General features: G+C 49.1%; 16 protein-coding genes and 2 pseudogenes. 9 read left to right on the top strand and 9 right to left on the bottom strand.

Translation table 11 applies throughout. The annotated features are described in order from the left end of the window. The 3 genes from sinH to FEK42_RS00015 all read left to right on the top strand — a co-directional run. The coding region (sinH, locus tag FEK42_RS00005; RefSeq protein ID WP_138211693.1) for an intimin-like inverse autotransporter SinH at positions 1–2,123 on the top strand (2,123 nt) is incomplete at its 5' end. Between the two features lie 55 nt (positions 2,124–2,178). After that, positions 2,179–3,144 (top strand): SinI family autotransporter-associated protein, encoded by a 966-nt coding sequence (locus tag FEK42_RS00010; RefSeq protein ID WP_131162108.1) that lies wholly within the window; start codon positions 2,179–2,181, stop codon positions 3,142–3,144. Positions 3,145–3,260: 116 nt separating this feature from the next. After that, on the top strand, positions 3,261–8,828 hold the full coding sequence (locus FEK42_RS00015) for a DUF823 domain-containing adhesin (RefSeq protein WP_138211694.1): 5,568 nt from the start codon (positions 3,261–3,263) through the stop codon (positions 8,826–8,828). 68 nt (positions 8,829–8,896) lie between these two features. On the opposite strand, the gene xseA is transcribed toward FEK42_RS00015, so the two are convergent. Next, positions 8,897–10,273: an exodeoxyribonuclease VII large subunit gene (gene xseA / locus FEK42_RS00020; protein ID WP_135492887.1), complete on the bottom strand. Its 1,377-nt coding sequence runs from the start codon at positions 10,271–10,273 to the stop codon at positions 8,897–8,899. Positions 10,274–10,434: 161 nt separating this feature from the next. Between xseA and guaB the strand changes: the two genes are divergently transcribed. Both guaB and guaA read left to right on the top strand, forming a co-directional pair. Beyond that, complete coding sequence (gene guaB / locus FEK42_RS00025; RefSeq protein WP_001296289.1) at positions 10,435–11,901, top strand: IMP dehydrogenase; 1,467 nt, start codon at positions 10,435–10,437, stop codon at positions 11,899–11,901. Between the two features lie 68 nt (positions 11,902–11,969). Then, entirely contained in the window at positions 11,970–13,547 is a 1,578-nt protein-coding gene (guaA, locus tag FEK42_RS00030; protein WP_000138266.1) for a glutamine-hydrolyzing GMP synthase, read from the top strand. A gap of 132 nt (positions 13,548–13,679) precedes the next feature. On the opposite strand, the gene FEK42_RS00035 is transcribed toward guaA, so the two are convergent. The 3 genes from FEK42_RS00035 to FEK42_RS00045 all read right to left on the bottom strand — a co-directional run bounded on the left by FEK42_RS00035 (position 13,680) and on the right by FEK42_RS00045 (position 15,257). Beyond that, positions 13,680–14,219: a DUF5384 family protein gene (locus FEK42_RS00035; protein ID WP_130207481.1), complete on the bottom strand. Its 540-nt coding sequence runs from the start codon at positions 14,217–14,219 to the stop codon at positions 13,680–13,682. A 15-nt stretch (positions 14,220–14,234) separates the two neighbouring features. Further along, positions 14,235–14,753, bottom strand: a complete 519-nt coding sequence (locus tag FEK42_RS00040) for a glycine zipper 2TM domain-containing protein (protein WP_165382790.1) — start codon at positions 14,751–14,753, stop codon at positions 14,235–14,237. Between the two features lie 312 nt (positions 14,754–15,065). After that, on the bottom strand, positions 15,066–15,257 hold the full coding sequence (locus FEK42_RS00045) for a YfgG family protein (RefSeq protein WP_165383277.1): 192 nt from the start codon (positions 15,255–15,257) through the stop codon (positions 15,066–15,068). 28 nt (positions 15,258–15,285) lie between these two features. On the opposite strand from FEK42_RS00045, the gene FEK42_RS22735 reads away from it, so the two are divergent. Further along, complete coding sequence (locus FEK42_RS22735; protein ID WP_165383276.1) at positions 15,286–15,426, top strand: hypothetical protein; 141 nt, start codon at positions 15,286–15,288, stop codon at positions 15,424–15,426. 181 nt (positions 15,427–15,607) lie between these two features. Next, on the top strand, positions 15,608–17,851 hold the full coding sequence (locus tag FEK42_RS00050) for a sensor domain-containing phosphodiesterase (RefSeq protein WP_130207477.1): 2,244 nt from the start codon (positions 15,608–15,610) through the stop codon (positions 17,849–17,851). Between the two features lie 44 nt (positions 17,852–17,895). Here FEK42_RS00050 and ppx read toward each other — a convergent pair whose 3' ends face one another. The 4 genes from ppx to purM all read right to left on the bottom strand — a co-directional run bounded on the left by ppx (position 17,896) and on the right by purM (position 23,358). Then, on the bottom strand, positions 17,896–19,437 hold the full coding sequence (gene ppx, locus FEK42_RS00055; RefSeq protein ID WP_135492886.1) for an exopolyphosphatase: 1,542 nt from the start codon (positions 19,435–19,437) through the stop codon (positions 17,896–17,898). 3 nt (positions 19,438–19,440) lie between these two features. Beyond that, on the bottom strand, positions 19,441–21,507 hold the full coding sequence (gene ppk1 / locus FEK42_RS00060) for a polyphosphate kinase 1 (RefSeq protein WP_130207473.1): 2,067 nt from the start codon (positions 21,505–21,507) through the stop codon (positions 19,441–19,443). A 172-nt stretch (positions 21,508–21,679) separates the two neighbouring features. Beyond that, a complete protein-coding gene (gene purN, locus FEK42_RS00065; protein WP_135492885.1) occupies positions 21,680–22,321 on the bottom strand; it encodes a phosphoribosylglycinamide formyltransferase in 642 nt (213 codons plus the stop codon). Then, positions 22,321–23,358: a phosphoribosylformylglycinamidine cyclo-ligase gene (gene purM, locus FEK42_RS00070; RefSeq protein WP_130207469.1), complete on the bottom strand. Its 1,038-nt coding sequence runs from the start codon at positions 23,356–23,358 to the stop codon at positions 22,321–22,323. Before purM ends, purN begins: the two co-directional genes overlap by 1 nt. A 398-nt stretch (positions 23,359–23,756) precedes the next feature. On the opposite strand from purM, the pseudogene FEK42_RS22890 reads away from it, so the two are divergent. Further along, a pseudogene (locus tag FEK42_RS22890) lies at positions 23,757–23,861 on the top strand (family 1 glycosylhydrolase); the annotation flags it as partial. Next, a pseudogene (locus tag FEK42_RS00080) lies at positions 23,854–24,201 on the top strand (family 1 glycosylhydrolase); the annotation flags it as partial. The pseudogenes FEK42_RS22890 and FEK42_RS00080, both read left to right, overlap by 8 nt. A gap of 30 nt (positions 24,202–24,231) precedes the next feature. On the opposite strand, the gene FEK42_RS00085 reads toward FEK42_RS00080, so the two are convergent. Further along, on the bottom strand, positions 24,232–25,008 hold the full coding sequence (locus FEK42_RS00085) for a hypothetical protein (RefSeq protein ID WP_135410254.1): 777 nt from the start codon (positions 25,006–25,008) through the stop codon (positions 24,232–24,234). Positions 25,009–25,015: the final 7 nt, after the last annotated feature.

The raw sequence follows: 25,015 nt of genomic DNA on the forward strand, positions 1-25,015 counted from the left end.
CACCGGAGATAAATATTAAGCAAAGCGAATCTTCATTACCTGATCTGGCAAGCGAATCTGCTCAACAAGAAGAACAAAGTAACAAAGGCAAATCCGTCAAGGAACGTGGTGCCAATTACGTTACCGAGTCCGCCCAACAGGGCTTTGAGAACCTGACTCCAGAAGCGCTTGAATCCCAGGCGAGAAGCTATCTGCAAGGGCAAATCACATCATCCGCACAGTCTTATATCGAAGGTGCGCTTTCTCCTTATGGTAAAGTTCGCTCTAACCTTTCCATCGGTCAGGATGGCGATCTGGACGGCAGTTCAATCGACTATTTTGTCCCCTGGTATGATAATCAGAGTACGGTCTATTTCAGTCAGTTTTCTGCGCAACGAAAAGAAGATCGAACGATAGGTAATATAGGTTTAGGCGTAAGACATAATTTTGATAAATGGCTTCTGGGGGGGAATATATTTTATGATTATGATTTCACCCGTGGACATCGCCGTTTAGGCTTAGGAACAGAAGCCTGGACGGATTATTTAAAATTTTCTGGTAACTATTATCATCCGCTTTCAGACTGGAAAGATTCAAAAGATTTTGATTTCTATTTAGAACGACCCGCACGTGGCTGGGATATCCGGGCGGAAGCCTGGTTACCTTCTTATCCGCAGCTGGGGGGCAAAATTGTTTTCGAGCAATATTATGGTGACGAAGTGGCGCTCTTCGGCACCGATAATTTAGAAAAAGATCCCTATGCAGTGACGCTCGGCGTGAACTATCAACCCGTTCCGTTACTGACGGTCGGGACAGACTATAAAGCAGGTACCGGAGATAACAGTGATCTTAGTGTTAACGCCACGATTAACTATCAGTTCGGTGTTCCGCTAAAAGATCAACTGAATAGCGATAACGTCAAAGTTGCTCACTCGCTGATGGGCAGTCACCATGACTTCGTCGAACGTAATAACTTTATCGTGCTGGAATACAAAGAAAAAGACCCACTTGATGTCACCTTGTGGCTTAAAGCAGACGCCACCAATGAGCACCCGGAATGCGTGATTAAAGACACGCCAGAGGAAGCGGTTGGCCTGGAAAAATGTAAATGGACCATCAACGCGCTGATCAACCACCATTACAAAATTGTCGCCGCCTCGTGGCAGGCGAAAAATAACGCTTCCCGCACGCTGGTCATGCCTGTTGTTAAAGCGAATACCATCACTGAAGGTAACAACAACCACTGGAATCTGGTGCTGCCAGCCTGGCAGTACAGCTCCGATCCTGCCGACCAGGAAAAACTCAATACCTGGCGCGTGCGTCTGGCGCTGGAAGATGAAAAGGGTAATCGGCAGAATTCCGGTGTGGTGGAAATCACCGTGCAGCAGGATCGTAAAATTGAGCTGATCGTCAACAACATCGCAGATGTGCCGGATGAGAACAATCACAGCCACGAAGCCAGCGCCCAGGCAGACGGCGTCGATGGCGTGGTGATGGATCTCGACGTCACCGATAGCTTTGGGGATGACACTGACCGCAACGGCAATGCTCTGCCAGTAGATAACCTTTCGCCGCAGCTTTACGATGCGCAGGATAAAAAAGTTACGCTCACCAATAAACCCTGTTCAACCGAGAATCCCTGCGTCTTTATCGCTAAGCAGGATAAAGAAAAAGGCACCGTTACGCTCTCCAGTACGCTACCCGGTACTTTCCGCTGGAAAGCGAGAGCCGCGCCGTATGACGACAGTAACTATGTAGATGTGACTTTCCTCGGCGCGGGGGGCAATGATGTTAATGCCTTTATCTACCGTGTATCTGCGACTAACCCTGTCAATCTTATCGGCAATGAGAAAGAGCATTTGCCTGTTGATAATGCCTATCGCTTTGTCTTGTGGCGCGATGTCAACAACGATGGAGTTTTCCAGCAGTCGGAAAAACTGACGGAAGAGGAAATGGCGCAATACGACTACCAGTGGGAGTTTACCGGGCACAGCGTCAATGGCTATACCGGTGCGCAATCGAATACCAGTAATGAAGATATTGTCATCCCTGCGACAAACGAAGAGGCCGTACAGAAATTTGGTGCCCAAAAAGAAGATGGCGTGCAGGGGTATGGATTACGTGTGGTTTACAGCAAGCACTAGATCGGCGTAATGGCCGATCGGCCAGTCGCTGGATATTAATCAAGGAGAGAATTGAATGAACAATCATTTAACGCGGCCGTTGACGAAAGTCGCGCTAGCGCTGGCTTTAGCGGGGTACTGTGCAGTGCCTGTCGCAATGGCTGAAGGGCAGGGCAATCTTAGAGCTGGGCAGTGGCAATCAGAATCACAAAGTACCGGCACCATTCAGGGGACCGTGCCGTGGATCACCAGAAGTGCTTCAGAGATAGCGGATGCTGATAAATCACATGTCACTATTGATATTGATCGTGGTAGCCGCACGGTCACAACGGACGGTGATAAGCAGTTTCATGTGGGGGACACACTGACAGCCAACTGGGCGATTGGTGATACTCAGGGGGACCTTGATGACAATAACACAGCGACTAAAGCAACCCTCCAGTGGATGAGTTATAGCGACCAGTCAGGAGCAGATCCTAAAGAGATTGGTACCGTAGGGAGCGATACATATACCATCGCGGCTGCGGATGCTGATCGATACATAGGTTTGAAAATCACGCCGACTACCACTACCGGTGATCCGAATGTTGCGGATGAGGTGGTGATGCTTGACCTTTCCACCAATGCGGGCGGTGGTTCTGACAGCGATGATATTCCGGAAGGTCCGGTATTTGATGATGCCGTTCACGTCGTAATTCACGAAAAAGACATCAATACGAATCTGTTGGGTAAAACGACGAAACTCAAAACTAATACCACTTATCAAGTCATGTTGTGGAAAGATAAAAACAACAACAGTACTTATGATGCAGGCGAAGAGGTTACCAGCCAGTACAACTATCGCTGGCGCTTTACCGGAACCAGCCTCCAGTTGGGCACAGCCGGTGGTCTTGTTAATCCGACTTACAACAACAGCGACCTGGTTATCCCTGTTACCAACGCCGAAGCGAAAACCGCGTTCGATTTTGCCGGAAGTGGCGTTGTCCTCGGCAACGATGGCGTTCAGGGCTACGGCTTATCTATCGACTACCAGAGAAAATAATCGTTACCAGCACCATTCCCGCCAGGGAATGGTGTTTTTCCGCGCACTTTGCTTAGCCAGCGTTAAGCAAAGTGGGTTGAGGTGAAAACGCAACTTTAAACGGGCAGGTTTCAATCATGGATGGGGCTTTGAAACTAATAAAAGTAATAACGGCGATTTTATTGCTATCCCTGACCTTGCCGGCAATGGCCGTGTTAAAAGGGGGACAGTGGCAACAATCAAGTGCTTCAACTGATGCTATAAATGGCACCGTTCCCTTTGCAGATAGCGCCAGCGTACCCGTCTATCAAGGAAGTGTTCAGCTTGATCCCACTGTGGAGCATGATATTGCTAATACAGCTATGCCCGGTAATTTCAGCATTGAGGCCAGCGCAACGAGCATGATTTTAACCAACCCGCGCGACAATGAAGGTGACATATTCAACAGTCCGCCATTACTGCGCTGGGAAGATCAAATGTTGCCAGCCGTCACCCTTATCTGGGCAGACGCCGCTACGCCCGATGTGCCGCTCACCCCACAACCACGTCCTGATCGTTCCTTTTGTGTACAAAACCTGGCGGGTCATAAACTGGTGGCGATTCCGCAGTTTGATCCAGACAAAACGCTCCCAACATTGGATCTCTTTACCCTTACAGGCGTACCTAATCAGGGAACGGTGTTACTTAATGAAAAACAGGTCACGTTAAATATTGCCAGCGCAGTGGGTGATCTGGTTACTGTCAGTGCCAGTGACTATGATGAAACACTAAACGCGGCTAAAACTACCGTTGGCAACTCAATCACTTTAACCGTAACGACCAAAGATTGTCAGGGTAATTCGGCAGGTAATATACCTTTTATTATCAAACGTAAAGATGCGGTAAACCGGCAGAATGTTGTGAATAACACCGGTCCAGTAAGACTCGGAAGTACAGAGTTAACGACTACAGCTACGGAATATCGTGGTACTACCGATGCCAATGGCACCGCTACTGTTACGGTAACGCAGGCGAATGGTCCCGGTGTAAAAACGCCCCTGGTTGTCAGTCTTTCTGGCATTACGCAAAGCAGCGAAACGGCGGTGATCTTTACCGTTCTCACCAGCCCGGATGTCCCGCAGGCTAATATGTGGGGCCATATGGCAGAAACGTTAAAGGCGATGCAATACACCTTCAGCCGTCCGAAACTGGCAGCAGAAGTGGATAATAAAGCGGGTACAGTCATCGATCATAACGAAACATGGTCAACCTTCACCTGGAGTGGTGCAGATAACCACTGCGACATTCTGCCTGGTATGCGGCAGTTTGGTGCGATGAAAACCGTCATTCCTACTTCAGTGCAAGAAGTCGTCGGTTGGCCAATGCAGGGAGATTATTACTGGTCTTCGCTGGCAGGGACCTCCGGGAAGCATCATGCCGCAGATGTTACGAACCATAGCGAAGCACAGCAAGCAGATAGTACGAAGTATCTGGTGAGTTGTGTGGACACAGACGCACCGGAGGTTGACCCCGAACTGGTGCTGACCCCCGAAAACTATGATGAGAGTTTGCAGGCAGTAAAAGTTCCGGTGGGTGAAGATACACTCATGCGCCTGACCATTACCGATAAAAAAAATAATAATCAGCCGCTGGCTTACTACTATTTCTCACTTCATTTAGATGATGGAATTAACCGTAAAAATCAATCCGATCCCACGTGGGAAGTGCACCCAGTACATATTTCCGGCGACTCGAATTTACACCAGATTGATGCACACAACTATGAAGGCATAACCGACTTTAACGGTCAGGCTACGCTTACACTTACGCAACCAGACGGTGCTGGTGTTAAAACGCATATCACCGCGACAATGCGCAGCAACTTTGCTGCATCGGATGAGAAGGACGTGATTTTTACAGTTATCACCAGTCCGGACAGCGATCAGGCCCGGATGTGGGGGCATATGGCAAGAGGGATTATTTCTGATGGGAATATCTATAAACGCCCACTGCTGGCAGATGAAACGGCGCATGAAGTGGGGGTAATGCGCGAAAACAACGAGGACTGGGCCTTGTTTGATCAAGAGTCCAGTATGCAGAAGGAATGCGGCGTTGGACATATTCCGAGGCAACGTTCTCTGGAAGCTTTATACGTAGCAAATCAAGGAAATGCGATTGGTACTGAGTATGGTTGGCCGACGATAAAACAAGATTACCTCACAGCGGTTGAACAAGCAGATTCACATTCCTCTGTTGCTCTCGATAATGGCTCGGTTACCACTTATTCTGGTTTCAGGCAAAACTATCTCACTTGTTCTGCCAATGATCTCGTGGCTCGTGTCGTGGTAGAAACAGACAAAGATATCTCACCCGGTTCCAATTCTGCTAAAGCGAAGGTGGGTGAAAAAATAACCATGACGGTTCGTACCGTTAACGCGATGAACAATGATACTCCTGTCCCTTTTACCGCATTTACCGTTACCAAAGGGATGAGTCAGAACAGAGCTGGGTTGGTATCTGGTTTTACCGATCCGTCTGGTGGTGCTCTCACAATGAACGGAACCGCCTATGGTACCTCGCAACCATCAGTAATTTATTCAGGTCTTACGGATGCGCAGGGAGTGGCGACAATCGTAATTGAGCAGCCCGCAGGCGTTGGCTTAAGTACACCACTGACAATTACCCCAACTCAATCAGCGGTTCCGAATAATATTGTAAATTACAATGTGACCTTTACCGTGCCAACAAGTCCTGATGTTTCTGTGGCACAAATGTGGGGGCATATGGATGACTCAATTACTGTTGGAACCATGACCTTTAATCGCCCGAAATTAATTCAGGAGGTCAGTGGCGGGCGTAGTCCACAAGTAGAAAATAATGAAAGCTGGGTACGAGTCAATCAGGCGGATATTGAAAACAGTGCTGCGGGCGGTTGTGAAAAAAATAAAGTACCACGCAAAAACCAACTTGCTGCGTTGTACAGCGCCAACACTAACAATGCCATTCAGACAGTACACGGTTGGCCGACTCAGCTCCAGGAATACTGGAGTAGCACTCCAGTCGATAAGGTGCCGCATTTTGCGGCAGTCTGGTTAAATAATGGTAATGTACAAAGCAATGTTACCCCTCCTGTTTATATAAGCTGTCTGACTACTGCAAATACTGTTGCCAACAGCATCACGTTAGAAATTGTGGATCCAGCTCAGTGGAATAGTAGCCTCAATGCGGCAAAGCTGAAAAAGGGCGAGACATTACAGGTCAAGGTGACAGTAAAAGACGCCGCGGGTAATCCAATGGCAGATATGCCGTTTATCCTTCAACGTGGTGATGGTTATACCCGTTCAGAGGAACGTCATGTGGCGGGCAGCGGCGATGGCATTGTATCCTCAGTGGTTGTCGATGGCGGCCAGCCTGATGAGATAACGCTGAACGATACCGCCACGAGCTATATCGCAATGACCGGCAGCGATGGCAGCAAGATCCTCACCATTACCCGTCCGGATACCCACGGCACTAAAACGGCGCTGATCGCAGCGTTGTATTCCGACCCGACCAAAAAAGCCAGTATGGACACCATCTTCACTGTGGTGACCAGCCCGGATAGCGCAAATGCAAAAATGTGGGGCCATATGCCGGAAACGCTAACGGCGGGCGGGCTAACGTTTAAACGTCCTTTGCTGTTCTCGGAACTGAGCGGTTCAGCGGGCAATGCGCGCAAAGGGCCTGAAGAAGACAATGAGATTTGGGCGCTGTTTACCGAAGCGCAGGCTGCCAAAAATAACGGCTGCGGCGCGGATTTTATCCCGACAAAAGACGCGCTGACTACGTTGTCCGGCAACTGGGGTGGGCATACCGTAGACGGCTGGCCGGTGTTGAAAGTTTATGACTCCAGTACGGCGGATAGCGCCAGCGTGGGAAATCGTAATTATCTCGGCGTACAGCTCAGTAGCGGTACCAGCAGCGTGCTGGAGACGAACGGGGGATACCTGAGTTGTCAGACGACGGCAAATAAGAAAGTAGAGAAAATTGAGCTGACGTCAGAACAAACGGTTAGCGTGGACGGTCTTGATGCAGTAAAAGTCAAAACCAATTATGAAGATGTTCATGAGCAAATGACGTTCAAAGTGACGACCCGTGATGCCCAGGGGAATGTTGTAGGCAACACGCCATTCTTACTGAGCCACGGGAAAACGGTTAGTCGCCAGAATGTCGAGGTGACCGATTATCAGTCCAGACTGATTTCAGTGACAGACCAGTATAATCACCAGGCCTATCTGCTGAACACTGGTGATAATTTTTATGGCACGACCGGGTCGGACGGTACGGCGACGCTGACCATCAACCAGCCCAATACCGGTTTTGGTGAAAGAATACCGATGCAGGCTACGCTGGATGATACCAGCGTAGTGTCGCAGAGTTTGAGTGCGATCTTTACGGTTGTGACCAGCCCTGATACGCCGAAAGCGAACTACTGGGGCCATATGCCGGAAACGGTCACCGCGGCTGACGGTACGGAATTTGAACGACCCAAACTGTGGGCTGAAATGGGTGCCACCAGCGGTGCGGGTAAAACGCTCACTAAAGTGAAGCTTAATAATGAAGACTGGCCTGCACCACATTCCTCGCAGAGAGGCGATGCGGGGGGAACCGATCCGTGTGAAGAAGCGCGCCACCCTTCGCTGGACGAACTTAAATCGTTATACGCTCGCTACCCTAATGGCACTATCGTGAAAGAGATTGGTTGGCCAGTGAAGCAGAGCGGTTATGCGTGGTGGACCAATGCAACCTGTCCAGCGAAAGAAGGGTCCACTGTTTGTGAAGCAATAGATCTGTACACGGGGCTACTGGCATCAGGGAAAACCTGGGCCTATGAGGCGTGCCTGGTGCATCCACACTCGACGGTTTCTGCCGTGACGCTGACCTCGACGACGTTTGATTCTGCTTATCAGGCGGCGGTGGCAAAAAAAGGCGATGCCATGTCGGTGATGGTTACGGTGAAAGACAGTTCCGGAAGAGCGGTGCCGAACGTGGCCTTTATGTTACACCGCGGCGATGCTGCGCCGCGTAACAGCGGGGCGACGTTGTCGCCTGCAAATGGAGTTAGTGTAGCGGAAATGGATGATATCACCATCCAGCCATCATCAGGAGTGGCTACTCGGTTGGCTGCAAGTGGGGACGAGATCAGTGGCGTGACAGGTGCAGACGGCACGGCAAGCTTTACTGTTCGTCAGGACAATACGCCGGGTTATAAAACGCCGCTAACAGTAACGCTGGATAATTACCCAACTGTGACTGCAACGATGGACACTATTTTTACCGTTTTAACCAGTCCAAATGTCTCTTCAGCTCACTTCTGGGGACATATGGCAGACTCGGTAGTGGTGAATGGCAAAACATTACATCGACCTTTGCTGAAAACAGAATTACCTGCTGGTGCGGTTGCTGTGGTGGCTCCAAATGTGGTCAACGAAACCTGGGCGTTGGGACACAGAGTTGATTCAGCCAAATGGGATATAGCAAAGCAGTGTGGAAGTATGAGCAATGCGCCAACGTACAGTGAGTTAGAAACGCTGCACACAAGTTTTAGCTCGTTGGGGTGGCCTTCAATTACGCCAAGCTATCCCTATTTATCCTCCGAGCAATGCGGAATGTTTGAAGACACGGGGACGCAGGATTGTAGTGTAGTTCTGCAAAATAAGGCAGGTCTAATCGCCTGCTTTCAGTGATGGCATGGTTGTATCTGGTGCTGACATGGTGATATTGCCGGATGCGATGCTGGCGCATCTTGCCCGACCTACGGATTAGCCGCTTTTTTGCGTGGTTTGCGGGTTTTCGTCACGTTGCTCACTACGCTTACTACAATGCCATCATTTAAACGCGTGGTCATCGTATCGCCCGCTTTTACCTGTTTCACCTGCTTTAACACCGCGCCATCTGCGGCGCTGGTGACGCTATAGCCGCGCGCCAGCGTTGACAGTGGGCTAACCGCTTCCAGATGCGTCACCGCATTACCGAAACGTTCACGCGTGGCGCTAAGCTGCGCGCGCAGGGTTTCAGCCAGGCGATATTCCAGTTGCTGAATACGCGTTTGCGCGCGATGAATCTTCGGCTGTGGATTTTGCTGATTCAGTCGCTGTGTTAACCGCACCTGTTGCTGTCCGGCACGTTTAAGCTGATTTTCCAGCGCAAAGCTCATCCGCTTTTGTAGACGTTCGAGTGTAGTCTGCTGACGCGCCAGCCGGAGCTGCGGATGCTGTTGCTGCAAGCGATGATGAATTTGCGTAAAGCGACGCGTGCGGTTGGCGAGATAATAATCCATCGCCATTTCCAGCCGCTGCTGCGCAGACTGCGCCTGGCGCAGTAACTCCTGCTGATTACGGCTCACCACTTCAGCGGCAGCCGACGGAGTTGGTGCTCGTAAATCGGCAACGAAATCGGCAATGGTCACATCGGTTTCATGTCCAACGGCACTGACAACCGGAATGCGACTGGCAAAAATTGCCCGCGCCACGCGTTCGTCGTTAAAACTCCATAAATCTTCCAGCGAACCGCCACCGCGCCCGACAATTAACACGTCGCACTCGTTGCGCTGATTCGCCAGCTCAATGGCACGAACGATTTGCCCTGGCGCATCGTCACCCTGTACCGCGGTAGGATAAATAATCACTGGCAATGACGGATCGCGACGTTTAAGCACATGCAAAATATCGTGCAGTGCGGCACCTGTTTTTGAGGTGATGACACCTACACAGTGCGCAGGGGAGGGGAGTAGTTTCTTAAGCTCCTGATCGAACAGACCTTCAGCCTGCAATTTCGCTTTGAGTTGTTCGTATTTCTGTTGCAACAAACCTTCACCGGCGGGCTGCATACTTTCGACGATAATCTGATAATCGCCGCGTGGCTCATAGAGTGTAATATTGGCGCGAACCAGCACTTGCTGCCCGTGTTGCGGGCGAAAGGCCACCCGGCGGTTGCTGTTGCGGAACATTGCGCAGCGTACCTGGGCGGTATCATCTTTGAGCGTAAAGTACCAGTGACCGGAAGCCGGTTGCGTGAAGTTAGAAATTTCGCCGCTGATCCACACTTGCCCCATCTCCTGCTCTAGCAGCAAACGGACGGTCTGATTCAGGCGACTAACCGTAAAAATTGCGGGGGATTGAGATGGTAACATGTGAGCGAGATCAAATTCTAAATCAGCAGGTTATTCAATCGATAGTAACGTGCTGACCGGGGAGCGCAAGCATTATTTGCAAAAAGGGGTAGATGCAATCGGTTACGCTCTGTATAATGCCGCGGCAATATTTATTAACCACTCTGGTCGAGATATTGCCCATGCTACGTATCGCTAAAGAAGCTCTGACGTTTGACGACGTTCTCCTCGTTCCTGCTCATTCTACCGTTCTGCCGAATACTGCTGACCTCAGCACTCAGCTGACGAAAACTATTCGTCTGAATATTCCTATGCTTTCCGCAGCAATGGATACCGTAACGGAAGCGCGCCTGGCTATTGCTCTGGCTCAGGAAGGCGGTATCGGCTTTATCCACAAAAACATGTCCATTGAACGCCAGGCGGAAGAAGTTCGCCGTGTGAAAAAACACGAATCTGGCGTGGTAACTGACCCGCAGACTGTTCTGCCAACCACGACGCTGCGTGAAGTGAAAGAACTGACCGAGCGTAACGGCTTTGCTGGCTACCCGGTTGTTACCGAAGAAAACGAACTGGTCGGCATCATCACTGGTCGTGACGTGCGTTTTGTGACCGACCTGAGCCAGCCGGTTAGCGTTTACATGACGCCGAAAGAGCGTCTGGTAACTGTGCGTGAAGGCGAAGCCCGTGAAGTTGTGCTGGCAAAAATGCACGAAAAACGCGTTGAAAAGGCGCTGGTGGTTGATGATGAATTCCACCTGATCGGCATGATCACCGTGAAAGATTTCCAGAAAGCAGAACGTAAACCGAACGCCTGTAAAGACGAACAAGGTCGTCTGCGTGTTGGTGCTGCGGTTGGCGCAGGTGCGGGTAACGAAGAGCGTGTTGATGCGCTGGTTGCCGCAGGCGTTGACGTTCTGCTGATCGACTCCTCTCACGGTCACTCTGAAGGCGTTCTGCAGCGTATCCGTGAAACTCGTGCTAAATATCCGGATCTGCAAATCATCGGCGGCAACGTGGCAACAGCTGCGGGTGCACGCGCTCTGGCAGAAGCCGGTTGCAGCGCGGTCAAAGTCGGTATCGGCCCTGGATCTATCTGTACGACTCGTATCGTTACTGGCGTAGGTGTCCCGCAGATCACTGCCGTTGCTGACGCAGTTGAAGCGCTGGAAGGCACCGGTATTCCGGTTATCGCAGATGGTGGTATTCGCTTCTCCGGCGACATCGCCAAAGCTATCGCCGCAGGTGCAAGCGCGGTGATGGTAGGTTCTATGCTGGCGGGTACTGAAGAATCTCCAGGTGAAATCGAACTCTACCAGGGCCGCTCTTACAAATCTTACCGTGGGATGGGTTCTCTGGGCGCGATGTCCAAAGGTTCCTCTGACCGTTACTTCCAGAGCGACAACGCTGCCGACAAACTGGTTCCGGAAGGTATCGAAGGTCGCGTAGCCTACAAAGGTCGTCTGAAAGAGATCATTCACCAGCAGATGGGCGGCCTGCGCTCCTGTATGGGCCTGACCGGCTGTGGTACTATCGACGAACTGCGTACTAAAGCGGAGTTTGTACGTATCAGCGGTGCGGGTATTCAGGAAAGCCACGTTCACGACGTGACCATCACCAAAGAGTCCCCGAACTACCGTCTGGGCTCCTGATTCTCTTCGCCCGACTTCATGTCGGGCGATTTATATTATCTGTTTCACTTGCCTCGGAATAAGCGTCAATGACGGAAAACATTCATAAGCATCGCATCCTCATTCTGGACTTCGGTTCCCAGTATACTCAACTGGTTGCGCGCCGCGTGCGTGAGCTGGGCGTTTACTGCGAACTGTGGGCGTGGGATGTGACAGAAGCACAAATTCGTGACTTCAATCCAAGCGGCATTATTCTTTCCGGCGGCCCGGAAAGTACCACCGAAGAAAACAGCCCGCGTGCGCCGCAGTATGTCTTTGAAGCAGGCGTACCGGTATTCGGCGTTTGCTATGGCATGCAGACCATGGCAATGCAGCTGGGCGGTCATGTTGAAGCCTCCAACGAACGTGAATTTGGTTATGCGCAGGTTGAAGTTCAAACTGATAGTGCGCTGATTCGTGGTATCGAAGATGCGTTAAGCGCAGATGGCAAGCCGCTGCTTGATGTGTGGATGAGCCACGGCGATAAGGTAACAGCAATTCCTGAAGGCTTTGTTACCGTCGCCAGCACCGAAAGCTGCCCATTTGCCATCATGGCTAACGAAGAAAAACGTTTCTATGGTGTTCAGTTCCACCCGGAAGTGACTCATACTCGTCAGGGTATGCGTATGCTGGAGCGTTTTGTGCGCGATATCTGCCAGTGTGAAGCGCTGTGGACGCCAGCTAAAATTATCGACGACGCTGTAGCCCGCATTCGCGAGCAGGTGGGCGACGATAAAGTGATCCTCGGCCTCTCTGGTGGCGTGGATTCTTCCGTTACCGCGATGCTTCTGCATCGTGCAATCGGTAAAAACCTGACTTGTGTATTTGTCGACAACGGTCTGCTGCGTCTGAATGAAGCTGAACAGGTAATGGATATGTTCGGCGATCGTTTCGGTCTGAACATCATTCACGTTCCGGCAGAAGAGCGTTTCCTGGCAGCGCTGGCTGGCGAAAACGATCCAGAAGCAAAACGTAAAATCATCGGGCGCGTTTTCGTTGAAGTATTCGATGAAGAAGCGCTGAAACTGGAAGACGTGAAGTGGTTGGCGCAGGGCACCATCTACCCTGACGTTATCGAATCTGCCGCATCTGCAACCGGTAAAGCACACGTCATCAAATCTCACCACAACGTGGGCGGCCTGCCGAAAGAGATGAAGATGGGCCTGGTTGAACCGCTGAAAGAGCTGTTCAAAGACGAGGTGCGTAAGATTGGTCTGGAGCTGGGCCTGCCATACGACATGCTGTACCGTCACCCGTTCCCGGGACCGGGCCTCGGCGTTCGTGTGCTGGGCGAAGTGAAGAAAGAGTATTGTGACCTGCTGCGCCGTGCTGATGCCATCTTCATTGAAGAACTGCGTAAAGCGGATCTGTACGACAAAGTCAGCCAGGCGTTTACTGTCTTCCTGCCGGTACGTTCCGTTGGCGTAATGGGCGATGGTCGTAAGTATGACTGGGTTGTCTCTCTGCGTGCAGTCGAAACCATCGACTTTATGACCGCACACTGGGCACATCTGCCGTACGATTTCCTCGGTCGCGTTTCCAACCGCATTATCAATGAAGTGAACGGTATTTCCCGCGTGGTGTATGACATCAGCGGCAAGCCACCAGCTACCATTGAGTGGGAATGATTTAATTCCTGCACTATGAATGAACAAAACCCTCTGTTGCTACAGAGGGTTTTTTATATTGCTGACTAAAGTTAGCAATATAAAAAAGCCTGTAATCCTCACGAATCATAGGCTTGAAGTTACTGACAGCGATTAATTAAACCAACTGTCCGATTTATTCTCTTCTGCTTTACCCACGCTTTTCATCAAATCGCGACCACCTTCTGTCACATTCCTGTTAGCGTCAGCTTCAGATTGCACGACATCAGTTTGCGCGGCTTTGTGCTTCAGCTCCTGATCGATAAATTCGTTCTCGCGCTTAACGCGGGCTTCTTCTTTCGCCAGCGCCAGTTTTTGTTTCTGAATCTCTAAGCTGCGCAGCTCATCTTCATAACTTTGATCGCGTTTTTTATCCGCAGTGGCTTCGGCGTCCAGTTTATCCTGGCGAGCTTTCTTATCCGCTGCTGCTGCCGCCGCTCTTTTATTGGCGGCGGCCTGAGCGTTTGCGCGACGCTGTTTCTCTTGTTGAATTTCCCTGTTGCGCTCCGCGACCCATTCGTCATGCTGCCTTTGCTCTTCATTTTTACCTTGCTGTTCCGCTTCTGCGACAGCCGAGAGTTGATCCTGCAATGATGAGGCGGCAGCCGGATAGCTTAAGGAGGCTAAGATGGCGCAAAGAAAAACTTTCTTCATGACTCCTCCTGATTATTAGCTCTTTTCAGGACATTTGGTATTTGGCTGAATACGCGTTTCGTTATACGTTGTGGTAATAACGACAGCTAAACCCGTCGTAAACTGGCATTCTTTACCCACCTGTGTGGATGTATACACTTTGGTGCCTTCCTTATAAGTTAAAGAAACACCTTCCACTAAGGTTTTATCATTCACCATAGAACCTGCTGCTGCGCCTACAGCTCCGCCGCCAACTGCACCTGCCGTCGTTCCGGAATTACTGCCAGACCCGACGTTGTGGCCGATAACGCCGCCAGCGACTGCGCCAATAAGTGCGCCGAAGGCTTGTGCGTTCCGTTTATTTTGGGAGTTGTCTACGGCAACTTTTGCGGGAAGAATGGAAATGATATTAACGGTTTTAGTTTCTTGCTTGGTATTCAGTTGATCAGTTTGATAAACATCGGCGGCATGATCGTCAGCATTTGATTGGCATCCTGCCAACATGAATGACGCTAAAATTGCCACAGGCAGAAGACATTTTTTAAATTTCATCACTATTCCTTGTTATAGACTTTACGAAAAACAAGACATTTAAGATCATCGAAAGAGGAAAGTAAATGTATAGACTATGAAGGAATAGATTAAATTTATTTAAATTCATTGAATAAATATATATGCATTAACGCATAATAAAAACATATATATTATGTTTAATATACATTGCGTCTTATTGCAGAATGATTCGAAATCAGAACAAAGAGGTAAAAATTTAGATAAATAAATGCCTGCCGCTTTGATAACAACAAAGAGCAACCGTATCTGACAGCATTGAGCCGTCTTGTTCAGTAAAGGTGACGAAGGTAACCGCTAACGTTGTACCGGGGATTCGATAGAGAATGTGGATTGCTGAGCTTCTTTTTTGCTCTGATGATGCTGCCAGGCGCCAACGGAGGAGTAGATAAAGCGGCCAAAGAAGAAGAGAAAGCTGATAAGCAATACGATACGAGTCATGCGACTGTTAAATCGGTGTCGTTTTCGCATACTGGTTGGCTGACTCACAAAGGGTTCCTCAAGGTATGTCCATGCCATGGACGGTACTTACATTAAGGCATACCCGGGCGCAATGGTCAATTGTTCATTATGTAAAAAAGCGTCAGTTGATACATATTTTAATGTTATGGAAGTTAATTTAATTATTTACAATAATGATGTAATAATGACGGGTTAACATGATAAACGTAATAATTCATTGAACAGGGTAATTTTGTTTGATATATATCAATTGGAACTTTCATATGACAATTAGAATCAATGCTCCTTAATTGCGATGAATAATCATCCATCGAAGTCAGGTGGGATGCCTGTCTGAATACACCCTTTCAGGATGTAAGGGGTTCTGCTGAGCATCTATGAAACTGAATGCAACTTATATAAATATACGTGATAAATGGTGGGGGCTTCCGCTGATCCTGCCGTCTATAATCTTGCCTGTTTTTGCCCATATAAATACGTACGCACATATTTCTTCTGGTGAAGTTTTTCTCTTTTATCTGCCGCTAGCGCTGATGATCAGTATGATGATGTTTTTTAGCTGGGCAGCATTGCCAGGTATTGCTTTAGGGATTTTTATTCGCAAGTATGCCGAGCTTGGTTTTTATGAAACGCTCTCGTTAACGGTTAATTTCATTATCATTATCATTCTTTGTTGGGGCGGCTACAGGGTGTTTACTCCCCGACGTAACAACGTTTCACATGGCGATACCCGCTTAATTTCCCAGCGCATTTTTTGGCAGATTGTTTTCCCTGCAACGTTGTTTCTGGTGCTCTTCCAGTTTGCGGCGTTTGTAGGTTTACTGGCGAACAGAACAAATCTGGTTGGCGTCATGCCCTTTAATCTGGGAACCTTAATTAATTATCAGGCTTTACTGGTGGGTAATCTAATCGGCGTCCCGCTTTGCTACTTCATCGTTCGTTCTGTACGAAATCCATTTTATTTGCGAAGCTATTATTCTCAATTAAAACAACAGATTGACAGTAAAGTTACAAAAAAAGAGTTCGCGCTGTGGTTGCTTGCTCTGGGCGCATTGTTATTTCTGCTATGTATGCCTTTAAATGAAAAAAGCACAATTTTCAGCACCAACTATACCTTGTCGTTATTGCTGCCGCTGATGATGTGGGGAGCGATGCGTTATGGCTACAAGCTGATCTCGTTGCTCTGGGCAATAGTGCTGATGATCAGTATCCATAGCTACCAGAATTATATTCCCCTTTATCATGGGTATACCACTCAACTAACCATAACTTCCTCCAGCTATCTGGTATTTTCTTTTATCGTCAATTACATGGCGGTTCTGGCAACACGTCAACGAGCGGTGACCAAACGCATTCAGCGGCTGGCTTACGTGGACCCGGTTGTTCATCTGCCGAATGTTCGAGCTTTGAATCGCGCGTTGCGTGATGCGCCCTGGTCCGCGCTATGTTTTTTACGCATTCCCGGTATGGAAATGCTGGTAAAGAACTATGGCATCATGCTGCGTATCCAATACAAACAAAAGCTTTCACATTGGCTGGCACCTTTACTGGAACCCGGAGAAGACGTTTATCAGCTTTCTGGCAATGATCTCGCGCTGCGACTGAATACAGAGTCTCACCAGGAGCGCATTATCGCATTGGATAACCATCTTAAGCAGTTTCGTTTCTTTTGGGATGATATGCCATTGCAACCACAGATTGGTGTCAGCTATTGCTATGTCCGTTCGCCAGTGAATCATATTTATTTGCTGTTAGGCGAGTTAAGTACGGTTGCTGAACTCTCTATAGTGACTAATGCCCCGGAAAATATGCAGCGTCGCGGAGCAATGTATCTGCAGCGAGAATTAAAAGACAAAGTGGCAATGATGAATCGGCTACAGCAGGCGCTTGAGCACGACGATTTTTGCCTTATGGCCCAGCCAATTACTGGAGTGCGCGGCGATATCTATCATGAAATTTTGCTGCGTATGCGAGGGGAGAATGATGAACTCATCAATCCTGATAATTTCTTGCCGGTTGCGCATGAATTTGGCTTATCGTCCAGTATCGACATGTGGGTCATCGAACATACATTGCAATTTATGGCGGAAAATAAAGAGAAAATGCCCGCCCAACGATTTGCGATTAATTTGTCGCCAACTTCAGTTTGTCAGGCCCGCTTTCCTGTTAAAATTAGTAAGTTATTAGCGAAATACCAAATAGAGGCGTGGCAGCTTATCTTTGAAGTCACCGAAAGTAATGCCCTTACCAATGTTAAGCAGGCACAGAATACGTTACAACATCTTCAGGAGTTAGGATGCCAGATTGCTATTGATGATTTCGGCACCGGATACGCAAGTTATGCGCGGCTAAAAAATGTGAATGCCAATTTATTAAAAATTGATGGCAGCTTCATCCGTAATATTGCCTCGAATAGTCTGGATTACCAGATAGTGGCATCGATTTGTCATCTGGCACGAATGAAGAAAATGCAAGTGGTTGCGGAGTATGTTGAAAATGAAGAGATTCGCAAAGCCGTACACTCTTTGGGTATTGATTACCTGCAAGGCTTTTTGATTGGTGAACCGCAGCCGTTAATTGCGATTACAGCTGAAAGAGAACCTGTTCGAGAAAGCGCGTAATTCATTTGGGCCAACGCAACAGGTTGGCCCGTTTTCATTTCATATTAAGCCGCGATTTCCGGCGTGCTTTCTTCTTCAATTTTTAACCGCCAGCCATTCACGCCTTCCCAGTATTCTTGCTCCTTTTCCAGATCAAGCAATACCAGCGCGTTCTGGCTAAACCAGTCATGCGGAAAACGTAACGTCCAGTGGCTATCATCAGTAATCAGAGTCAATGTCGGCGGTGTTGTGGTTGCCTGACGTTGATTGTTAAGTAATACGCCAAGACGCAACAGTTGAATTAACGGCAGGAACTGTTTTTTCTTAAACAGCGTAAAGCGTGGCAAATCGTCGAGCTTAATCGCTTTACGATGATAACGCACCAGCGTCGCCATCATCAGTTGTTGTTCCTGATTAAACCCTGGCAAGTCGCTGTTTTGCAAGATATACGCAGAATGGCGATGAAGGCCGCTATGATTAATGCTTAATCCGACTTCATGTAGCATGGCGGCCCAGCGCAGTAATGCTTCCAGTTGTGGATGCGCCAGCTTCGGTTGCTGTTCCCGCCATTGTTCGTACATTTGCATAGTTGTGTCGAGCACCCGTCGGGCCTGTTCACTGTCAATGTGATACTGGTTGGCCAGACTGCTGGCGGTGCGGCTACGCACATCTTGATGGCGGAAACGTCCTTCCATTTCATACAAAACGCCTTCACGCAGCGCCCCGTCAGAAAGCCGCAGTTCACGAATAGCTAAGGCATCAAATACACCACACAAAATAGCCAGACCAGGAACAAAAACTGTTTTACGTTCTTCCGAAAGACCCGGCAAACTTAACGCCGAGAAGTTACGATGCCGTAAAACTTCTTTCACCAGTTTATCGAGGCGCTCTGGTGTGATGATGCCGTCTTTCTCGCCCATTTCCAGCAACACTTCGTGGGCGGCTTTAATGGTGCCGGAAGCCCCCATAGCAACGTTCCAGCCCTGAATACGGAATTGCCAGGTTAATGTTTCCAGTTTTTGTGCAGCCGCCATGCGTGCGCGCTGAAAATTCTCTTTATTGATGACTCCGCCCGGAAAATAAAGCTGGGCAAAGCTAACGCAACCCATCCGGCGGCTTTCGACGAGAATCGGTTCGAAATTTTCTCCAATTACCAGCTCTGTTGAGCCGCCGCCAATATCAATAACCAGTTTGCGACCTTTTTCCGGCTGGGTATGTTCCACACCCATAAAAATCAGACGAGCCTCTTCGTTGCCGGAAATAATTTCAATCGGATAGGGAATAACCTTTTCGGCGCGTTTCAGAAAATCAGTAGCGTTCAGCGCCTGACGCAGTGTATGTGTCCCGACAATGCAGACACTAGAGGGAGAGAAACCTTGCAAGCGCTCGGCAAACAGCGACAGACAGCTTAAACCGCGCGTCATCGCCTCCTCACTCAATATATTATCTGGCCCCAGACCATCTGCCAGGTGTACCCGTTGTTTCAGGCGGCCAATAATCTGCATGGCGCCATCCACCACACGGGCAATAACCATGTGGAAACTGTTTGAACCAAGATCGATCGCAGCAAACTCCTGCGGGCGAGGGGATTTGTCGTGTATTGGCATAGGTTATTCTGGTTGTTCGAGTGATTTTATGTAGTCGTAGATCGCCAACTGCGCCCGAACTTTCCGGCGATTACCGCGGGGAACGTAGCGATTACTGAGTTCTTTATCGATATAACGTGCTTTCACCGTATCGCTGAACAGAATATCTACGATATCCAGTACCCGCTGCTTCAGGCGCGGGTCGAGCAGCGGCGTAGCCACTTCAATACGATAATCAATGTTGCGCGTCATCCAGTCGGCGGAAGAGAGGTAAACTTTTTTATCGCCACCATTTTCAAAAATATATACCCGATCATGTTCAAGGTAACGGTCAACAATGCTGATAGCACGAATATTGTCGCTAATGCCTTCCAGATTGGGGATCAACGAACACATCCCGCGTACCAGCAGATTTACCGGCACGCCGGAACTGGATGCCGCATACAGACGATCGACCAGTCCTTTATCGACCAGGTTATTCAGTTTCAGAGTAATACCGCTGGGCAGCCCTTGTTGTGCGTTGGCGATCTCGCGATCCACCATTTCATACAACAGGCGGCGGGAGTTTTGCGGCGACACCATTAAATAATCAAATGTCACCGGACGGTATGGGTTTTCAATAAAGTTGAACACCCGCCGCACTTCGTTGGTGATGCGCGCATCGGCGGTCAGCAGCGAATAGTCGGTATAAAGACGTGCGGTTTTTTCGTTAAAGTTCCCGGTCCCGATATGCGCATAACGGACGACTTCACCGTTTTCTTTACGTGAAATCAGGAACAGTTTGGCGTGAATTTTCAGCCCCGGCGCAGAGAAGATAACGTGCACGCCAGCTTCGGTTAGTCGCTTCGCCCAATGAATGTTAGCTTCTTCGTCAAAACGTGCCTGTAGTTCAACCACCACGGTCACTTTCTTGCCGTTGTGCGCTGCGTGGATCATCGAGTCGATGATGCGTGAATCTTTTGCCACACGGTAAATGTTGATTTTAATCGCCAGCACGCTCGGATCGAACGAGGCCTGACGCAACAGTTCCAGTACGTGCTCAAAGGTGTGATAAGGGTAATAGAGCAGAACATCGCGTTCGCGAATGGCATCAAAACCGTTGCGGAACTGGGCTTTATCAAACCAGATATGGCGTAAACGCGGCAGTGGTTTGTTAACCAGATTCGCTTTGCCGACATTAGGGAAATTAATAAAGTCTTTAAAATTGTGGTAACGACCGCCAGGGACGATAGAGTCGTAACGGGAAATAGTCAGTTTCTCACGCAACACTTCAACCAGCGCGTTAGGCATATCACGCTGATAAACAAAACGTACGGGTTCTGCGGTTAAACGCTGCTTCAGACTGGAAGACATCAGCTCCATCAGGCTGGCTTCCATCTCGTGTACTAAATCGTATTCGGCGTCGCGGGTCATCTTCATCGAATAGGCATTCAGCGCGTCATAATCAAAGAAGCCTTTGAAGATATCATCAAGGCAGTAACGCAGAATGTTATCCAATAAAATCATTGGCTTGCGTCGACGCGGTGCTTCCGGCGGCAAATTCACAAAGCGCGGAACTTTATCCGATGGGATCTCCAGCAGCGCGTAACGGATGGTATCGCCACGAATTATCTCCACCGCCAGATAGGTATAATCATCTTTCAGAAACTGCACTAAGTCAGTGTCAGGATTGATTAAAATCGGCGTAATGTGCTGACGCAGATACTGCTTAAAATAATGACGCAGCCAGTTTTGTTGATTAACGGAGAGTTGGCGTTCATTAATCAGGAAGATCTGGTTACGCGCCATCTCCAGTAGCAGTTCATTGTAAAGGCCGTCAAATTCCTGATCGGCTTTCAGCACGCGGGATTGAATTTTGCCCAGCAAATGGCGGGAATGAGAGTTAGAACCTTGTTCTTCGCTAATAATGATCCGTCGCTTCAGTTCAGCGAAGCGAACTTTATAGAACTCATCAAGGTTATTGGAATAGATCCCAAGAAAACGCATCCTTTCAATCAGCGGGTTAGATTTGTCCGCCGCTTCCTGAAGCACGCGTTCATTGAACGATAACCAACTGAGCTCTTTCTCGATGTATAGCTTTTCCTGACCCATTACCACTTTTACTCCGTTTTATTCACGGGACACTGCCTGGATATTATGGCGAGCAATGTTGGCAGATGTCCAACTATGCCAGAAAAGGGGGAAAAAAACTGCTGAAGCCTGCGATTTACAGGAGAAATGAGATGCGCCAGCAGTAGCGCTGGCGCTTTAAATATGCGGAAGATTACTCGTCGTCGGCGGCGTAGCCCTGCGGTGGAAGACGCTGACCATCCAGCCACGCGGCGTTTTCATGCATCTTCAGACGACCATCAACAAACCAGCTAATGACCAGCGGGTAAATAGCATGTTCCTGAGTTTGCACGCGAGCGGTGATTTCATCTTCCGTATCACCGGCAAAAACCGGAACTTTAGCCTGCAAAATCACCGGGCCGCCGTCCAGCTCATCGGTGACGAAATGCACTGATGTACCGTGTTCTTCATCGCCATTTTCCAGTGCCTGACGATGGGTATGCAAGCCGGGATATTTCGGTAGCAGGGAAGGGTGAATGTTTAGCAAACGCCCGGCGAAGTGGGAAACAAACGCTGGGCTGAGAATGCGCATAAAACCGGCCAGAACTACTACATCGGGGGCGTACATGTCGATTTCGTGCATCAACTCCCGATCATAGTCTTCCCGACTGTCAAATTGGCTGGCAATTAGCGTATGCGTTGCGATACCTGCTTTGCGGGCGCGCTCAAGGCCGAACGCGTCGGCCTTATTGCTGAAAACTGCCCGTAGGGTGCCTTTAATTTTGTTGGTTTTACAGGCATCAATAATTGCCTGCAAATTACTTCCGTTGCCGGAAATAAGCACCACAATATTCATTATTCGATAACCACGCGTTGTTCGGAATCAGAAGCTTTGATGATACCGATTTTCCACGCGTTTTCACCGTTGGCATTGAGCAGGGCGAGAGCTTTGTCCACTTCCGGAGCAGGCAGGGCGATAACCATCCCGACGCCGCAGTTGAAGGTACGATACATTTCATGGCGGCTGACGTTACCTGCCGTTTGCAGCCAGTTGAACACTTCCGGCCACTGCCAGGAGGATTCATCAATCACTGCCTGAGTGTTTTCTGGTAATACGCGAGGAATGTTTTCCCAGAAACCGCCGCCGGTCAGGTGCGCAATGGCGTGAACATCAACCTTTTCAATCAATTCCAGCACTGACTTCACATAAATACGGGTTGGCGCCAGCAGATGATCGGCTAAAGGTTTTCCGTCCAGCTCTGTAGTTTGCGGGTCGCAACCGCTGACTTCGAGAATTTTGCGTACCAGCGAGTAACCGTTCGAGTGCGGGCCGCTGGAGCCGAGCGCAATGAGCACATCGCCGTCGCTAACTTTAGAACCGTCGATGATTTCTGATTTTTCTACCACCCCAACACAGAAACCAGCGACATCGTAATCTTCGCCGTGATACATCCCCGGCATTTCTGCCGTTTCGCCACCCACCAGCGAACAGCCCGATTGCAGACAACCTTCCGCGATGCCGCTAATCACCGCTGAAGCGGTATCAACATCCAGTTTTCCGGTTGCGTAATAGTCGAGGAAAAACAGCGGTTCCGCGCCTTGCACCACCAGGTCATTAACACACATGGCGACCAGATCAATACCAATGGTGTCGTGACGTTTTAAGTCCATCGCCAGACGTAGCTTGGTGCCTACACCGTCAGTGCCGGAAACCAGTACGGGTTCACGATATTTTTGCGGCAGCGCGCACAATGCGCCGAATCCACCCAATCCCCCCATCACTTCCGGGCGACGGGTTTTCTTCACAGTCCCCTTGATTCGGTCAACCAGAGCGTTTCCTGCGTCAATATCAACACCGGCATCTTTATAGCTGAGAGAGGTTTTGTCGGTCACTGCTAAGTCTCCACGCGTTTGCGTTAGCAAGAAAAATCGGCGCAATTCTAACAGTCTAAGCAAACGTTTGCGAGCCCATTGTGCATCCATTTTTTAGGGGGTGGATTTTTGCCGTTCGGCCTGAGAACGCGGTCAACTTTGATACTATTCACGAAAATGAAACCGGGTACATTTTTGTCCTTGCATCAGTTGCGTTGAATGCACATGGTGCAACTGAAATCGGTTTCTGTTTTTGCGGAAACGAGAAGTCAGCGTGTCGTTTTACCATTCGGGAAGGATGAGAACGATGGGCATTGCAGCATTTGATATTGGCGGCACCGCGCTAAAAATGGGCGGCGCTATCCGTCGCTTCGATAACTTTGCTATGAAAACGTGGCTGATGTAATGACGGCAGGCGTAACCGTAAACTCATCGACTTCTTCGTGCGCTTTGCCCAGGTTGTCTTCACCCATTATCAGCATCCAGTGAAGTACTGGATGACCTTTAACGAGATAAACAACCAGCCTGGTTTCTAACCCATACGTGCATAAATTCTATTGGGGATGGCAGATTGACCCGGTAGGGCTGCGCTATTCGCTGAACTGGTTCTGTGACCACTATCAGCTACAGCTGTTTATCGTAGAGAACGGTTTTGGCTCGATCGACGTGCAGGAAAGCGACGGTACGGTGAACGACCAGTACCGTATTGATTATCTCGCAGCCCATATTAACGAGATGAAAAAACGCTACGGCTTTATTTACGTTGATAAAGATAACGAAGGTAACGGCATGCTAGCACGCAGCCGTAAAAAATCGTTCAACTGGTATAAAGAGGTGATCGTCTCTAACGGCGAGAAGCTGTAATCATGGAACGACCAGCGAAAGCTGGCCGCGTTAGGATGCTTTTTTCTTCGTGCGCCTGGAATTGCGTTCAATCACCTCGTAAATAACCCAGGAACGCGCTATTTTCCTGCCGTTGATCGTCACAATCTCGCTGTTTCCCCCGCCTCTGATGGCGGTTATTTTCTTTTGATTCAGCAGAATATTGACCTCTTTTTTATTATTTGTTTCCAACAGTAGCTGTCCGGTTTGCCTGTCGCTAATCCGATACCACTGCTGTTTTGGTGGCGGTTGAGATGCTCGCCGGAATCGCTGTTTTACTTTTTCAGCGGCAATGGTGACAGCGATGCCTAATGCACCCATTATGGTCAATGACCAGAAGCCGAAGGGGAACCCAAAATAGTCTTTGTGAAGTTTGAACCAGAAGGCGTGGCAAAATTTTACAATCTCGGGTTTGCTTTTCACATAATTGATACAGACAGACTTTCTGTTGCCGGGATTCCAGGACGTATCAATAAATTCTGCTGTTCTTTTGCGTCCACTCGCCTGAAATTCAACGGTGAAGGTATATCGAAAATCGCAATTCGCGTTCCGGCCATGTAGTTTACATAAGCCTTTACTTGCAGCTTCTTCCGGTGAGATGAAACGCACATTGTAAATCGTTGACATCGTCGCAACTGAGTCTTGCCGCATCTGCACTTCATCATAAACCACCCAGCCAGTCCACAGGCTAAAAATCACAAAAGCTGCCTGATAGCTCCGGTATAACACCTTCTCAAAAGTAGAGGCTTCCGCCCACGCTTGCTCTTTTTTACTTTTCCGTTTTTTCATGTCTCGC

This window comes from Escherichia sp. E2748, from assembly GCF_005781125.1.
In the GTDB taxonomy this organism is placed as follows: Bacteria; Pseudomonadota; Gammaproteobacteria; order Enterobacterales; family Enterobacteriaceae; genus Escherichia.

What these genes read in the sequence shown, in the direction of transcription:
- FEK42_RS00010 (WP_131162108.1), top strand. Translation starts at nt 2,179, where the DNA reads ATGAACAATCATTTAACGCGGCCGTTGACGAAAGTCGCGCTAGCGCTG.
- FEK42_RS00015 (WP_138211694.1), top strand. Translation starts at nt 3,261, where the DNA reads ATGGATGGGGCTTTGAAACTAATAAAAGTAATAACGGCGATTTTATTG.
- xseA (WP_135492887.1), bottom strand. Translation starts at nt 10,273, where the DNA reads ATGTTACCATCTCAATCCCCCGCAATTTTTACGGTTAGTCGCCTGAAT.
- guaB (WP_001296289.1), top strand. Translation starts at nt 10,435, where the DNA reads ATGCTACGTATCGCTAAAGAAGCTCTGACGTTTGACGACGTTCTCCTC.
- guaA (WP_000138266.1), top strand. Translation starts at nt 11,970, where the DNA reads ATGACGGAAAACATTCATAAGCATCGCATCCTCATTCTGGACTTCGGT.
- FEK42_RS00035 (WP_130207481.1), bottom strand. Translation starts at nt 14,219, where the DNA reads ATGAAGAAAGTTTTTCTTTGCGCCATCTTAGCCTCCTTAAGCTATCCG.
- FEK42_RS22735 (WP_165383276.1), top strand. Translation starts at nt 15,286, where the DNA reads ATGGACGGTACTTACATTAAGGCATACCCGGGCGCAATGGTCAATTGT.
- FEK42_RS00050 (WP_130207477.1), top strand. Translation starts at nt 15,608, where the DNA reads ATGAAACTGAATGCAACTTATATAAATATACGTGATAAATGGTGGGGG.
- ppx (WP_135492886.1), bottom strand. Translation starts at nt 19,437, where the DNA reads ATGCCAATACACGACAAATCCCCTCGCCCGCAGGAGTTTGCTGCGATC.
- ppk1 (WP_130207473.1), bottom strand. Translation starts at nt 21,507, where the DNA reads ATGGGTCAGGAAAAGCTATACATCGAGAAAGAGCTCAGTTGGTTATCG.
- purN (WP_135492885.1), bottom strand. Translation starts at nt 22,321, where the DNA reads ATGAATATTGTGGTGCTTATTTCCGGCAACGGAAGTAATTTGCAGGCA.
- FEK42_RS00085 (WP_135410254.1), bottom strand. Translation starts at nt 25,008, where the DNA reads ATGAAAAAACGGAAAAGTAAAAAAGAGCAAGCGTGGGCGGAAGCCTCT.